The organism is Arthrobacter sp. EpRS71, assembly GCF_001512285.1.
In the GTDB taxonomy this organism is placed as follows: Bacteria; Actinomycetota; Actinomycetes; order Actinomycetales; family Micrococcaceae; genus Arthrobacter.
Map to the genome: position 1 here is coordinate 1874609 of NZ_LNUV01000006.1, position 14082 is coordinate 1888690.

The following is a 14082-nucleotide window of genomic DNA, read 5'->3' on the forward strand; positions in this document are numbered from 1 at the left end:
TAGATGAGAGAAAGAGAGCGAACGCTCACTTTCCAAACCCTGAGTGAACCGCCCGCACACCGTGGTGTGTGTACCCCGGGCGGCGTAGCACAGGACTAGCAAGGGAGCTATGAATGTCTGTATTACCGTCATGGGGCCGTTTCGGCCGGAGTGAAAAGATGCCGGGAGTGAGGAGGGATTCCAGTGCCAGGCCCCGGATACCCCCATCGCGGAGGCGTTCCATCCTGCAGATCCCGGCAGCAGCCCTGGCCGTAGCGGTCAGTGCAGGGTCGCTGATGCTGGGTGGTACCCCGGCCATGGCAGCCGCCGGGGATTTCACCATCTCGCTCTCCGCCCCGGAAACGGTCCCACTGAGCCAGAACTACAACTACACGGCTACCGTTGATTTCAGCGGCGTCGATTCTTCCCATCCGGCAATCGGTGTGGAAATGACCACAACACTTCCGGAGGGTACTACCTTCGCTGGGCTCCCTACCGGCAGCTCCTCGCCAGTTTTGAGCCATAAGTACGATCCCGCTACCCGCGTGCTGACGATGATCCTGGACGAAACCACTGAGGACCTCGTCAGCGTTGTGTACACGGTCTCGCAGGTGGACAACGAGCGAAAATATGAGGGCTTTCCGCTGAACACCGTGATGACCGGCACGGGCGGACCCGGTGGCCAAGTAACCTCCGGGCCTGTCACGTCAAAAGTCACCGGTTCCCATGACTACCGGGCGCAGAAGACGGCCACCACCATCACTGGCTCCATCCATCGTGAGGTGACATACCGGTTCAACGTGTGCTCGGAGGAAAGCTACCTGAGTTTCTCCGCCTACGCGCAGAAACTCACTGATGTCTTCCCCGCCGGTGCGGAGTTCGCCTCCGCCTCGACTGGCCTGGGCACTTGGGACACGAGCGCCTGGCCCACAGCCACGTGGACCAACGACGAACGTTACGACCACACCGGATACTGCCTGGACCGAAGCAACTCTGCCATTTGGCTGACCGTCCGGTACCCGGACCACGTTGCTGGTTGGGAAGACGGCCAGCGGCCGCCGGTCAACACTGTGACGCTGGAGACCACAGACGCCAACGGTGTGGTCAGAGCAGGTACACCCGCCGAAGCACAGGGTCCTGCTTTCACTTCTCCCGGCGGTGTAACAACGGCCATTGAGAAATCTTCAGGAGGGCAGACCTCAGCCGGAATGATAGCCCGAAGCACTTACGTCAATGCCTCCTACCTGGGGCCCCGGAACAGTCCTGAGGCCGAGGACCTCGTCATCACCGATAGCGGTGCAGCCGGCAGCCCGTCGGAGGAGTGGTTCCACCACAACGATGTCACGGCTATCAACGTGGCCTTCAGCCCGGTGTTGGCTACGGAAAACCTGCCCTACAGCTTTGAGTACCAGACCGACTTCTCCGCTGAGTGGCAGACCTTCACGCCCGCCGACCCGTCCACCGCCAACAATTTGGCGCTGACCGTCCAGAACACGGGTTCAAGCGGCTGGGAGACGTTCAACGGGAACAATACGCTCGACCTCCCGGCGGGCTCCATTCTGACAGGATGGCGCATCTCCGTTGCGCCGGGTCATGAAACAGTGCCCGTCGGCTCTGAAATGCGGGTCACTGTGGGAAGCGTGCCGGTTTTCCGCGATATCACCGAGGGTGTGCTTGCCGCCAACAGCCCTGCAGGTATTGCACCAGGACCCGTGAACAACACGGCCACTCTTAAGGCAGGCGACCTGACAGGCGAGGCGTCCGACGTCTTTACCCCTGTGGATTCGGTGTACCTGACCACCAACGTCTCCGTTCCGTCGGTCCTGAGTGTGGGTGACACCGGAACCGTCAGGGCCGGTATCGTCAACCAAAACCCCTCGGAAACCTACACGGACGCCTCGATGTCCGTGGTGCTTCCCTGCGGCGTTCAGTACGATCCCACGAAGACCATCACGCCCATCACGGACCTCTCAGTGGGCGTGGAGCCCATCCCAACCATCGGCAACGGTGTGACGGTGGATTCCACATCACGGGTCACTGATGCAGATGGTTGTGAACTGCAGGTCATCACCTTCACGTACGACCACATCAGCCCCATGCGGGATCCGAAGGAACCTTCTGACCGGCAGGTTGAGAACACCGGATGGCAGTACGACATTCCGGTCACTGTCCTGGCCAAGGCCTATGACCCCGGTACCTCTTCCGTTCAGGTCGAATCGTATGTCTCCACAGGAGACCCGCGTTTCATAGGAGTTGCTGACGGCGGCACCGCCGAGCAGACAGTGCCGATGATTGGCTACGCGCCGTTCTTCAGCGACGACATCTACAATTTCGACGCTGCACGGGCAAGTGTTGCCAAAGACGTTGGCCGTGTGTCGATCAACATCGCTGGTGGTTTGCTGCTCGATAAACTGTCCAGTTCCTCGGCAACAGGTCCGTGGTCCTTGGCCACCACCGTTGACGACGCCGCGTTCTGGCAGGTCTACGTCAGCAACGTCCTGCCAAACCCGGTCACCGGCGCCACGCTCTTTGACCGGTTGCCGGCGGTGGCGACAGGCGACGATTTCGACGTCATCCTGTCTGGGGCAGTCACCGGCGCGCCGGCGGGGGCCAAGATCGAATACTCCACCGACGCCACGGATGCCACCTCGGGCAGCTGGACCACCAATCCGGTGAACGCCACAGCCTTCCGGATGTTCGTTGACGTCCTGGCAACCGGGGAAGATTTCACTTTGGTGGTTCCCACCAAAGTCCCGGGTCACCCCGGGTTCGGGCAGAAGGCAACCAACGTACTCGTCGCCACGGGAACCTACAACGGGGAAACGGTACAGTTCGCCACCAACGAGGCAGCCGTGAAGGTGGCCGGTACGCCTTCCCTGGGAATCGTGAAGAAGACCAACGGAACCTCCTACTCGTCATCTCCCGGTGCCATCGTGGCCAACGGATCGGACGTGAGCTGGAGCTACGAAGTAACCAACACGGGCAACACCCCGCTCGCAAACGTGGCAGTTTCAGATGCCTTCGCGGCAGGGGATGGCAGCACGGGCACTCTTGTTCCCACGTCGAGTGACACAGGAGCGCTGGCTCCCGGCGACACCCGTGTCTTCACCGCCCATGGTGCCGCCGTGGCAGGTCAGTACCACAACACGGCCACGGCTTCGGCTACGGCTACGGACGCAGAAGGGATGCCTCTGGCCCAGCAGCCTGCACCGGTCACTGACGAGTCCTGGTATCTCAGCGGCAACGCCGGCTTGACTGTTGTGAAGACAACAAATGGTGAGGATGTTGAAGCTGCTCCGGGGCCGCAGGTGGTTCCTGGAAGTGATGTGGAATGGACGTACACAGTGAAGAACAGTGGCGACCTTGCCCTGACTGATGTCCTGGTGGTTGATAAGGACAGTGCTGGCAAGGAGGTATTTTCCGGGACGATTCCTTCATTGGCACCGGGTGCCTCTGTCGAGTTGTCGGCGCAGGGCAAGGCTGTTGAAGGTCAGTACAAGAACACGGTGACAGCTTCGGCTGCAAGCCCGCATGGCGGTCCTGAGCTAAGCGCCACTGATGATTCGTATTACTTCGGGGCCATCCCCGGGTTGAAGGTGGACAAGCTCGTCTCCACGCATCAGGAGGGACCATGGAGCGAATCTGTCACCATCAATCCGGCTGAGACTGTCTACTGGCAACTCAGCGTGACCAACACCGGCAATACCGTACTAACGGATGTCCGATTCGAAGACCCCGCTCTGGGGTCCATCGAGCCGGTTGCCACTCTCGCTCCGGGACAGACGGCCAGTCGGGTCGTAGCCCAAAGCAATGTCACGCAGTCCTACATCAACGTAGTGTCAGCGTCTGCAACGGCGCCCGGTGGAGACGAGGTTACGGGGACTGACTCAAGTGAGGTCATAGTAAAGCCGGTGGTGGTTGTTCCTCCGGTCGCGACAGTCACTGATCCTCCCGCGACGACGAGTCCCACGGCTCCTGCCCCTTCCGCCGCTCCCGTTGCGCCGAGTCCCACGGCTCCCGCTGCAGCCACCGGGAACCTGCCTGACACCGGTGCCTCCGGCGTCATGCTTGGACTTGGGGGCGCCGTAGTGCTCTTGATCGCTGGAGGCTTGGCCCTGCTGGCCAGCCGTCGGCGTAGGGCCGCCTAGCCGCAGGGAATGAAGTGAAGTAGAAACAGCGACGTCGGCACCCAAGCCAGGGTGCCGACGTCGTGCTTTCCGGTCTAAGACTTAGTGTGCTGCCGTGGTTTCGGCTTCAGCCATCGCCTTCCACTCAGCCACACGGGCCTGGTGCAGGGGTGATCTGCGGACAACCGCGTAGGCCACGCCAAGGATGGCGAACCAGATGGGCGTGACCAGCAAGGCGGTGAGCGTGTCCGGCTGGGTGGTCAGCGCCCAGACGAGGAATGCGAAGAACGCGAACACCACCCACACCATGGGGATGCCGCCCGGCATCTTGAACGGTGAGGCCGCGTGCTGTTCGGGGCGGCGCTTGCGGTACACCAGGTAGCTGGCCAGGATGATGGACCATACGAACATGAAGCAGACGGCGGACACGGTGGTCACCATGTCGAACGCCACGCCCACATCCTTGCCTGCGTAGAGAAGTGCGACGCCGGCCAGCAGCAGGACGCAGGACAGGAACAGTGCGTTTTGGGGTACTTTGCGGCTGGAGAGACGGCCGAAGAGCTTGGGTGCGTCGCCGTCGTTGGCCAGGCCGTAGACCATGCGCGAGGTCGAGTAGATGCCCGAGTTGGCGGAGGACATGGCCGAGGTGAGGACCACGAGGTTCACCACGGTAGCTGCCATTCCCAGGCCAGCCAGGGAGAACATGGCAATGAACGGGCTCTGGCCGGCTCTGAACTCGGTCCACGGGGTAACGGACATGAGGATGATCAGGGCGCCTACGTAGAAGAGCATGACGCGCAGGGGGATTGCGTTGATGGCGCGGGGGAGGTTGTGCTCAGGGTTCTTGGTTTCGGCGGCGGCCGTACCCACCAGCTCGATGCCCACGAATGCGAAGACGGCGATTTGGAAGCCGGCTACGAAGCCCATGAACTCTTTGGGGAAGAAGCCGCCGTGGCTCCAGAGGTTGGTGAAGCTCGCGGTTCCTGCGTTGGACTGGAAGCCGGTGAAGATCATCACCAGGCCCACGACGATCAGCGCCACAATGGCAATGATCTTGATAAGCGCGAACCAGAACTCTGTCTCTCCGAAGGCCTTCACCGTGGGCAGGTTCAGGAGGAGCAGGATGATGATGGTGGCCAGGCCCGGGATCCAGAGCTGGATTCCCGGCCAGAGTTCGTCGGCGTAGCCTGCGATGGCGATGACGTCTGCCACGCCGGTGACTACCCAGCAGAACCAGTAGGTCCAACCGGTGAAGAAGCCTGCCCAGGGTCCAAGGAGGTCGCCCGCGAAGTCGCTGAAGGACTTGTAGTTCAGGTTGGAAAGGAGCAACTGGCCCATGGCGCGCATGACGAAGAACAGCATGAAGCCGATGATCATGTACACGAAGATCACGGAGGGGCCGGCTACCGAGATGGTCTTGCCGGAGCCCATGAAGAGACCGGTTCCAATGGCGCCGCCGATGGCCAGGAGCTGGATGTGGCGGTTGCTGAGCGAACGTGACAGGTGAGGTTCGCTGTCCCTGCTGGAGGCGTGGAGCAACTCCGGTGTTGTCTGGTCGGACATTAGTTCAAGAACCCTTCGAAGGATCAGCCACAATGGTGACGGCCGTTACAAATCTGTTCGATAAAGCTATAGCTAATGTCTGACCAATGGCGAATCGGTCTGCATGGCGAAAGCTCCTCTGTGGAAAAGAGGAGCTTTAGCCGTTGTTGTGGCCGGGTGGGACCTAAGCGATCTGGCGCTTGTAGGCTGCGGTGGCGAAGGCGTAGGAGACGACAAGGATCCCCAAGCACCACGCCAGGGCCACCCAGATGTCGCCACCCACGGGACGCTGCGCGAGCAGATCCTGGATGGTGTTCACGATGGAGGTGACTGGTTGGTTTTCGGCAAACCACCGGACCGGGCCCGGCATGGTTTCCGTCGGGACAAAGGCCGAGCTGATAAACGGAAGGAAGATCAGCGGGTAGGAGAACCCGCCCGCGCCGTCAACGGACTTCGCCGAGAGGCCTGCGATGATCGCGATCCAGGTCAGTGCCAGCGTGAAGAGTGCCAGGATGCCAGCCACGGCCAGCCAGTCCAGGACGTTGGCGGAACTGCGGAATCCCATGAGTAGTGCCACCACCACGATGATCACCAGCGAAAGTCCGTTGGCCACCAATGAGGTCAAGACGTGTGCCCAGAGAACCGACGAGCGTGCGATCGGCATGGAGTGGAACCGTTCAAAGATGCCGCTCTGCATGTCGGTGAACAGCCGGACTGCGGTGTAGGCAATGCCGGATGCAATGGCGATGAGCATGATCCCCGGAAGCAGGTAATTGACGTAGTTCTCGGTGTCGGTCCTGATGGCCCCTCCGAAGACGTAGACGAACAGCAGCATCAGGGCGATCGGGGTGATCGCGGTGGTGATGATGGTGTCAACGCTCCGGAAGATGTGCCGCATGGACCGGCCCAGCAGGACCGAGGTGTCTGCGAAGAAATGGGTGTTCATGACCTGTCCTTTACTGACTCGTTGTTCCCGGCAGCAGTGCTGCCGCCGCCCACCAGGGCCAGGAAGATGTCCTCCAGGCTCGGCTGCTTTTCGACGTACTCGATCTTGGCTGGCGGGAGCAACTGCTTGAGTTCAGCCAGGGTGCCGTTGGCGATGATCCGGCCCTCATGCAGGATGGCGATCCGGTCCGCCAGTTGTTCAGCCTCGTCGAGGTACTGCGTGGTGAGCAGGACCGTGGTCCCTTGCCTGGCAAGGTTCTTGACGATCTGCCACACCTCAAGGCGGGCTTCGGGATCGAGGCCTGTGGTGGGCTCGTCCAGGAAAATCGCCTGCGGGTTGCCGATCAGGCTCATCGCAATGTCCAGGCGACGACGCATGCCGCCTGAATAGCTCGCCACCTTGCGGGACCCTGCCTCGGTGAGGCTGAACTGCGCCAGCAAATCGTCGGCGATGTCACCGGGATTCTTCAAATGACGCAGCTTAGCCACCAGCACCAGATTTTCTTTGCCGGAGAGAACCTCGTCCACTGCCGCGAACTGCCCGGTGAGGCTGATGGCCTGCCTCACCTTGAGCGACTCGGTGGCCACATCAAAGCCTCCGACGGCGGCCGAGCCGGCATCCGCTTTAAGCAGGGTGGACAGGATCTTCACCATGGTGGTCTTGCCCGCCCCGTTGGAACCAAGCAGCGCGAAAATTCTGCCGGACGCTACCTCGAAGTCCACACCCCGGAGTACGTGGAGGTCCTTGTACGACTTCTCAATTCCCTCTACGCGGATTGCTGCAGCGGTCATGATTCCGCCTCCCTCGCTTTATTGATTGCCTTGTTGAGGCGCTCGCGTTCTTTGTCGATCCAGCGATTTCCGCCGTAGGCCTGGGCGAAGGATTCGGCGAACTCCACCGGATCTTCGCCCACGATTTCGCTGACGGGAGTGCCGTCTACTGCGGCGCGTTCCCAAAGGTCTGCGAAGTCCGTGAGCATCTGGACCATGGTGTCGCCGTCGGTGACGCCGCCGTAGTACATCAGGTACCGGTTGAAGGCGGTTGCTGCGGTGAGGTACGGCTCAGGCAGGGCATCGAGCCGGGCCTTTGCCTGCTTGTACTGTTTCTTCTGCTCGAGCGGTCCGGTGACCAGTTCGATCCATTTTGCGGCCATGTTATTTTCCTTCCTTGCGGAGCTCTTCAATCCGTCCGGACAAGAAGCTCCAGGTGTTCCAGAATTCGTTCAGTTCCTTTTCGCCCTGAGTGTTGAGCGTGTAGACCTTGCGGGGCGGCCCTTTCTCGGAAGGGCGCTTCTCAACGTCAACCAGCCCCTTTTGCTCGATCCTGACCAGCAGTGCGTACACGGTGCCTTCAGCGATCTCAGTAAATCCCTGCTCCCGGAGCTGCGTGGTGATTTCGTATCCGTACGCTGCCTTCCCGGTGAGGAGGGCCAAAACGATGCCCTCCAATGTGCCTTTGAGCATCTCCGTCATTTGCTTGCCCATCGGACACCTCCCTCGCTACTCAGTATCACTAGCTACCGGTACATAGTAGAACTAAGTACCGGTACTTAGCAATACTGAGTTCCGAGGTGTTCGGGCCGAAGTGGCATGCTGGGGTGGTGACTACTCCATCCAGCGCCGAACCGGCCCTGCTGACTGCCGCCGTCGAGCATGGAATCTTTACCCTCCGGCGCGCCCGCAAGGGCGATCTGCCGCGCATCCTCGCGTTGCTCGTAGATGACCAACTGGGTGCCACTCGTGAGAATGCCGACGATTTAGCGCCTTATGAGCTGGCTTTTGACGCGATCGATGCCGACCCCGCGCACCTTTTGGTGGTGGGCGAACTGGGCGGTGAGGTGGTTGCGACGTTCCATCTCAGCTATATTCCGGGCTTGTCGCGCAGGGGATCCTGGCGTGCGCAGATTGAGGCTGTTCGGGTGGCCGGTTCGCTGCGGGGACAGGGCGTTGGTGCGCTGATGATTCAGTGGGCGATTGACCAGGCCCGGGAGCGTGGCTGTTCGCTGATGCAGCTCACCACGGACAAGTCCCGGGTTGCAGCCCATCGCTTCTATGAGCGCCTGGGATTCGTCGCGAGCCACGAGGGCATGAAGCTCACCTTCCTACCCAACTGAGTAGCAGATCAGGTCGTTCCCAGCGCTGAGAACGACCTGATCTGCGACCTAGTTGGGTGCGTGGGTCGTTGACATTTAGGCACCCTAACTATTAGGCTACCTAAATATGAACACCTTTGATCCCCGGCTGCTGGACCTCGCCCAGGAATTCCGCGAGTCACTTCGGCTCGGCGTGTACATGTTCCGCCGCCTGGATCCCGAAGGTGAGCTCACCGCAGCGCAGCTCAGCCTGCTGTCCATGATTTCCGACGGCGGCCTCCGCGTGGGCGATATCGCCAAGAACCTGGGCATCAAAGTCCCCAGCGCCACGGAGCAGATCATCAAACTTGAGCGGGCAGGCTTGGTCACCCGGCAACCTGACCCCGACGACTCACGGGCCGTCCAGGTAGCAATCACCCAAGCCGGAACGGCCGCCGTCGAATCCGCCAACCAGCGGCGAAACGCCATGGTGGCCGAACTGCTCCAAGACCTCAGCAGCGAAGAAATCGAGCATCTCGCGTCCGCGCTGCCTGTGATCGCCAAGCTCAACAGCTCGTTCCAGAACTAAACAGAAAAAGCACCGACAAGGAGCAATTGAATGTCACGCCAGTTGGCTGACGCTTCAGCAAGCGCCGAAACAACCATCGAAACCACCTTGGAAGCCGAGAAGGCTTCCCTCCTCAAGCAGCCCAAGGCGGTGTGGGCCACTGCGCTCGCGGCCGTTTTCGCGTTTATGGGCATCGGACTCGTAGACCCGATCCTTCCCGCGATTGCCAAGAATCTTGAGGCATCCACCAGTGAAGTCTCGTTGCTGTTCACCAGCTATTTCCTGGTCACCGCAATCGCCATGCTGATCAGCGGATTCGTGTCTTCAAGGATTGGCGGAAAGAAGACGCTCCTGATCGGGTTGGCCATCATCGTGGTGTTCGCATCCTTGTCCGGCCTCTCCGGCAGCGTTGAACAGCTGGTGGGATTCCGGGCCGGTTGGGGTCTTGGTAACGCGTTGTTCGTGGCAACGGCACTTGCCGTGATCGTCGGCGTCGCCAGTGGTGGAACCGGCACGGCCATCATCCTTTACGAAGCAGCGCTCGGCCTGGGTATCTCCCTCGGCCCGCTGCTGGGTGCCCTCTTGGGTGGCTGGCAGTGGCGTGCCCCATTCTTCGGCACCGCAGTCCTCATGGCCGCCGCTTTCATCGCGCTGCTGGCTTTGCTTCCCAAAACACCCGCCCCGGCGACGAAGTCCCGTCTGAGGGATCCGCTGCTGGCACTGGGACACAAGGGCCTCCGCACTACTGCAGCCAGCGCCTTGTTCTATAACTATGGCTTCTTCACTATCCTTGCCTTCACCCCCTTCATCCTGGGCATGGACGCCTACGGCATCGGGGGAGTGTTCTTCGGCTGGGGCGTCGCCGTCGCTGTGTTCTCCGTCTTCGTCGCTCCCGTCCTCCAGAACCGGTTTGGCGCCGTAAAAGTCCTGACCGGCACCTTGGCCGCGCTCATGCTCGACCTGATCGGGCTGGGACTGGCTGCCGGGCACTCGGTGACGGCCGTCGTCGTGCTGGTCATCGTGGCCGGTGCCCTGCTCGGCATCAACAACACGGTCTATACGGAACTGGCCATGGGTGTTTCTGATTCGCCCCGACCCGTTGCTTCTGCCGGTTACAACTTTGTGCGGTGGATGGGCGGCGCGCTGGCACCGTTCGCGGCGGCCCAGCTCGGCGAGCACTTCGGCCCGCAGGTGCCGTTCTTCGCCGGCGCAGTGGCCATGGTGGTCGCCATCCTCGTTGCTTTTGGAGGACGCGGCTACCTGAAATCCCACGAGCCTCACCTGGTGTAAATCTCCCGCAAACACAAAAAGCCCGGCGGAATCCGCCGGGCTTCTTTGTGCGCTACTTCGCTTCGTCCCTGGTGACTGGCAGGGGTGCCACCGGGGCTCCCTTGGGAACGAACAGGGTTTCGGCCTGTTCCAAGGACATGCCGTTGGTCTCCGGAACCTTGAACATGACAAAGAAGAACGACGCCGCCGCGAACGCCGCGTACATGGCGTACGTCAGTGGCAGCGAACCTGCCGCCATGATGGGGAAGCTGAGCGTGATGGCAAAGTTCGCGATCCACTGTGCCGCTGCGGCCAAGCCGAGGGCCCGGGCGCGGATCCGGGACGGGAAGATTTCGCCCAACAGCACCCAAACAAGCGGACCCCACGAGGCGCCGAAGCTGATCACGAAGACGTTGGCTGCCACCAGTGCCACCGGCCCCCACGCGCCCGGGAGGCTGATCTCGGAGCCCGTACCGACTGCGGAGGAGAAGGCCATGGCCATGACGCCGAGGGAAGCAGCCATGCCGATGGAACCGGTGAGCAGGATGGGACGGCGGCCAATTCGGTCCACCAGGGCGATGGCAACAAGAGTCACCAGGATGTTCGTGACGGAGGTGGCCACGGAGATGGTCAACGAGTCCTTCTCCTGGAACCCCACGGCCTTCCACAGGGTGGTGGAGTAGTAGAAGATCACGTTGATGCCGACGAACTGCTGCAGGACGGAGAGGATGATGCCGATCCACACCACTGGAAGAAGACCGAACCTGTTGCCGCGGAGGGAGCCCTTCTTGGTGGAGAGCTTTTCTTCCTGGATGGATTCGCGGATCTCGCGGATGTGCCGCTCGATGTCGTCCCCCGGGATGATCTTGTTGAAGATACTGCGGGCCTGGTCTTCCTTGCCGTTGAGGACCAGGAAGTGCGGGGACTCCGGCAAGCGGAAAGCGATCCAGCCATACACCGTGGCGGGCACGGCGCAGGCGATGAACATCCAGCGCCAGGCTTCAATGCCCAGCCACAACGTGCCGCCGGCGCCGCCAGCCGAGTTGGCCAGCACCGCGTCGGAGAGAAGCGCTGCGAAGATACCCGTGGTGATGGCGAGCTGCTGGAGCGAAGCCAAACGGCCACGGACGTGCCGGGGTGAGATTTCGGAGATGTATGCCGGGGCAATAACGGAGGCAAGTCCGATCCCCAAGCCACCCACCAAGCGCCAGAAGATGAGGTCCCACACACCAAAGGCGAGGCCCGTTCCCACAGCGCTCACCAAGAACAGCAGCGCGCCGATCTTCATGGCGGGGATGCGTCCATAGCGGTCGGCGATCTTGCCGGCGAAGTAGGCGCCGGCCGCGCAGCCCAGCAGGGCGACGGCAACGGCGAAGCCTGTGACGGCCTCGCTCATGACGAACTCGTCAGCCATCGCATCCACGGCACCATTGACCACGGACGAATCGAAGCCGAAGAGGAATCCTCCCACCGCGCCGGCGACGGCCAGGCCGATCACCTTCCGTGAAACTGGGGGCGCGCCTTCGGTGCTGGAACTGGACATGGGTCTCCCTTAGGGAATGTGGGTTTGGAAGCGATGTGCGGGACGTCGTCGGCTGTCCGACGGGGACGCCGGTGCACTCGCGCTACACAGTGTGGCACGTCATATCGCTCCAATTCCAGTCAAGTGACCGACGTGACATGCATTCATGCTGTTAACGTATGTACGCCTGTTTGTTGGCTGGGAGCTCGCTGAGTGGCGCCCCCGTGTCCCTTCGAGAGGGTGAAAAGGCGTCGTTGGCGGAACTACTTGAACGCAAGGAACGGCAGGCAGCCCGGGGACTGCCTGCCGTTCTTTGAGTTCAACTAGCTCGTTTAATCAGCTGGCTCGTGACCAACTCTTTAGCGACCAGGCTTAGTGCGCGGGAACGGATTCCTTGGCTGCGGCCTTGGGATCCGTGAGCTTCTTGTTGGGCAAGGCGAAGCTGATCAGGAAGGCAATGATCATGAGTCCGGCCGCCGTCAGCATCACGATGTCGATTGCTTGGGCAAAGCCTTCGGTAATGGGCCTCGTGAGCGTGCTGTTGGCCGTGTGAAGCCAACTGGTGTCGTTCAGGGAGTCGTTGTTGGCGCCGTTCTTGAAGAAATCGAAGAGCTTGGCGTTGGCCGGATCGGAAGCCACAGCCGGGTCCTTCATGACAGCCTGGTAGTCCGGGTTGGCTGCGGCAGTCTTCATGCCGTCGGCGATCTTGTCAGCGGCTGTGCTGAAGAGCATGGAGATGAAAACAGCCGTGCCTACTGCGCCGCCCATGGAACGGAAGAACGCGGCTGTTGAGGTGCCCACTCCCATATCCTTCGGCGGGACGGAAACCTGCATGGCAAGTGTCAGCGGCTGCATGCAGAAGCCCAAACCGACGCCGAAGAACACAGCGATCAAGCCGGGAACCCACAAACCGGTATCGACGCCGAGGACCAGGCCCATCACAGTGGCGGCGGCAGCCAGCACTGCCGTGCCCATGATGGGGAAGATCCGGTATACCCCGGATGAGGAAATGGTCCGGCCGGCAGAGATGGAGCCGAAGAGGATGCCCACAGTGAACGTGATCATCATCAGGCCGGCCTCGGTAGGGGTGAGCCCCTTCACGAGCTGCAGATACATGGGCAGCATGGCAATGGCGCCGAACATTCCGATGCCGATGATGAAGTTCAGCAGCGATGACAGCCCGAATGTCATGTTCTTGAAGAGGCGCAGCGGAATCAGCGCGTAGTCCCCGGCGCGCTTCTCGGCCAGGAGGAAGGCCACGATGCCGATGACACCAAGGCCGTAGCAGAGCCAGGCTGCGCCGGAAGCCCAACCCCAGGTGCGGCCCTGTTCTGCGACCAGCAGCAGCGGAACAATGGCAAGGGTGATCGCAGCGGCGCCCCAGTAGTCGATCTTTTGCTTCACATGCCGTGCCGGGAGGTGGAGGTACATGAACACCACCACAAGGGCGGCAAGCCCAATGGGGAGGTTGATGAAGAAGACCCAACGCCAGCCGTCAAAGCCCAGAATGTTTGCCGAGCCTGCGAAGGCGCCGCCAATCACCGGACCGAGAACGGAGGAAATGCCGAAGACGGACATGAAGTAGCCCTGGTACTTCGCTCGGTCCTTCAGCGCCACGATGTCACCGATGATGGTCAACGCCAAAGCCAGCAAACCGCCGGCGCCGAGGCCCTGGATGCCGCGGGCGATGGCGAGCTCGGTCATCGAGTGGACAGATCCCGCGTAGAGGGAGCCGGCAAGGAAGATCACGATTGCCACGAGGTATAGCGGGCGGCGGCCGAAGATGTCGCTGAGCTTGCCGTAGAGCGGAGTGCTGACCGTGGAGGTGATGAGGTACGCCGTGGTGGCCCACGCCTGAAGGGACAGGCCGTCGAGGTCGTTGGCGATGGTGTAGATAGAGGTGGACACGATGGTTTGGTCCAGCGAGGACAGGAACATGCCGAGCATGAGCCCCACCATGACCGTGAGTGTCTGACGATGGGTCAGGACCTCTCCGGCAGCCCGTACAGGCGCAGTTTTGGACATATCTTCTCCAGAGGTGGCAGAAAAGTGGATTAA

The 14082-nt window shown here is 61.3% G+C and carries 11 protein-coding genes; 4 read left to right on the forward strand and 7 right to left on the reverse strand.

The features are described from left to right. Positions 1-158 precede the first annotated feature (158 nt). On the forward strand, positions 159-4127 hold the full coding sequence (locus tag AR689_RS19050; protein ID WP_231745655.1) for a CLIPPER-2 domain-containing protein: 3969 nt from the start codon (positions 159-161) through the stop codon (positions 4125-4127). A gap of 81 nt (positions 4128-4208) precedes the next feature. Here AR689_RS19050 and cycA read toward each other — a convergent pair whose 3' ends face one another. The 5 genes from cycA to AR689_RS19075 form a co-directional block, all read right to left on the reverse strand. Further along, complete coding sequence (cycA, locus tag AR689_RS19055) at positions 4209-5669, reverse strand: D-serine/D-alanine/glycine transporter (RefSeq protein ID WP_062072671.1); 1461 nt, start codon at positions 5667-5669, stop codon at positions 4209-4211. Positions 5670-5832: 163 nt separating this feature from the next. After that, a complete protein-coding gene (locus tag AR689_RS19060; RefSeq protein WP_062072673.1) occupies positions 5833-6594 on the reverse strand; it encodes an ABC transporter permease in 762 nt (253 codons plus the stop codon). Continuing rightward, positions 6591-7385 carry an ABC transporter ATP-binding protein gene (locus AR689_RS19065; protein WP_062072675.1) on the reverse strand — a complete coding sequence of 265 codons (795 nt, stop codon included), beginning with the start codon at positions 7383-7385 and terminating at the stop codon, positions 6591-6593. Before AR689_RS19065 ends, AR689_RS19060 begins: the two co-directional genes overlap by 4 nt. After that, positions 7382-7747 carry a DUF1048 domain-containing protein gene (locus tag AR689_RS19070; RefSeq protein WP_062072677.1) on the reverse strand — a complete coding sequence of 122 codons (366 nt, stop codon included), beginning with the start codon at positions 7745-7747 and terminating at the stop codon, positions 7382-7384. Before AR689_RS19070 ends, AR689_RS19065 begins: the two co-directional genes overlap by 4 nt. 1 nt (position 7748) lies before the next feature. After that, entirely contained in the window at positions 7749-8078 is a 330-nt protein-coding gene (locus tag AR689_RS19075; RefSeq protein ID WP_062072679.1) for a PadR family transcriptional regulator, read from the reverse strand. 113 nt (positions 8079-8191) lie between these two features. Here AR689_RS19075 and AR689_RS19080 point away from each other — a divergent pair, with 113 nt between their 5' ends. The 3 genes from AR689_RS19080 to AR689_RS19090 all read left to right on the forward strand — a co-directional run bounded on the left by AR689_RS19080 (position 8192) and on the right by AR689_RS19090 (position 10523). Then, on the forward strand, positions 8192-8707 hold the full coding sequence (locus tag AR689_RS19080; RefSeq protein WP_062073897.1) for a GNAT family N-acetyltransferase: 516 nt from the start codon (positions 8192-8194) through the stop codon (positions 8705-8707). A gap of 106 nt (positions 8708-8813) precedes the next feature. Then, on the forward strand, positions 8814-9254 hold the full coding sequence (locus tag AR689_RS19085; RefSeq protein ID WP_062072681.1) for a MarR family winged helix-turn-helix transcriptional regulator: 441 nt from the start codon (positions 8814-8816) through the stop codon (positions 9252-9254). A gap of 30 nt (positions 9255-9284) precedes the next feature. Continuing rightward, positions 9285-10523, forward strand: a complete 1239-nt coding sequence (locus tag AR689_RS19090) for an MFS transporter (protein ID WP_062072683.1) — start codon at positions 9285-9287, stop codon at positions 10521-10523. Positions 10524-10575: 52 nt separating this feature from the next. Here the strand turns inward: AR689_RS19090 and AR689_RS19095 are convergent, their stop codons facing one another. Both AR689_RS19095 and AR689_RS19100 read right to left on the reverse strand, forming a co-directional pair. After that, positions 10576-12045 carry a sugar porter family MFS transporter gene (locus AR689_RS19095; RefSeq protein ID WP_062072685.1) on the reverse strand — a complete coding sequence of 490 codons (1470 nt, stop codon included), beginning with the start codon at positions 12043-12045 and terminating at the stop codon, positions 10576-10578. Between the two features lie 351 nt (positions 12046-12396). Further along, positions 12397-14049, reverse strand: a complete 1653-nt coding sequence (locus AR689_RS19100; protein WP_062072687.1) for an MDR family MFS transporter — start codon at positions 14047-14049, stop codon at positions 12397-12399. Positions 14050-14082 lie beyond the last annotated feature (33 nt).

Bases quoted from the DNA above. Each gene is read 5' to 3' on its own strand.
- cycA (WP_062072671.1), bottom strand. From the start codon at position 5,669: ATGTCCGACCAGACAACACCGGAGTTGCTCCACGCCTCCAGCAGGGAC.
- AR689_RS19085 (WP_062072681.1), top strand. From the start codon at position 8,814: ATGAACACCTTTGATCCCCGGCTGCTGGACCTCGCCCAGGAATTCCGC.
- AR689_RS19075 (WP_062072679.1), bottom strand. From the start codon at position 8,078: ATGGGCAAGCAAATGACGGAGATGCTCAAAGGCACATTGGAGGGCATC.
- AR689_RS19050 (WP_231745655.1), top strand. From the start codon at position 159: ATGCCGGGAGTGAGGAGGGATTCCAGTGCCAGGCCCCGGATACCCCCA.
- AR689_RS19100 (WP_062072687.1), bottom strand. From the start codon at position 14,049: ATGTCCAAAACTGCGCCTGTACGGGCTGCCGGAGAGGTCCTGACCCAT.
- AR689_RS19090 (WP_062072683.1), top strand. From the start codon at position 9,285: ATGTCACGCCAGTTGGCTGACGCTTCAGCAAGCGCCGAAACAACCATC.
- AR689_RS19060 (WP_062072673.1), bottom strand. From the start codon at position 6,594: ATGAACACCCATTTCTTCGCAGACACCTCGGTCCTGCTGGGCCGGTCC.
- AR689_RS19095 (WP_062072685.1), bottom strand. From the start codon at position 12,045: ATGTCCAGTTCCAGCACCGAAGGCGCGCCCCCAGTTTCACGGAAGGTG.
- AR689_RS19070 (WP_062072677.1), bottom strand. From the start codon at position 7,747: ATGGCCGCAAAATGGATCGAACTGGTCACCGGACCGCTCGAGCAGAAG.
- AR689_RS19065 (WP_062072675.1), bottom strand. From the start codon at position 7,385: ATGACCGCTGCAGCAATCCGCGTAGAGGGAATTGAGAAGTCGTACAAG.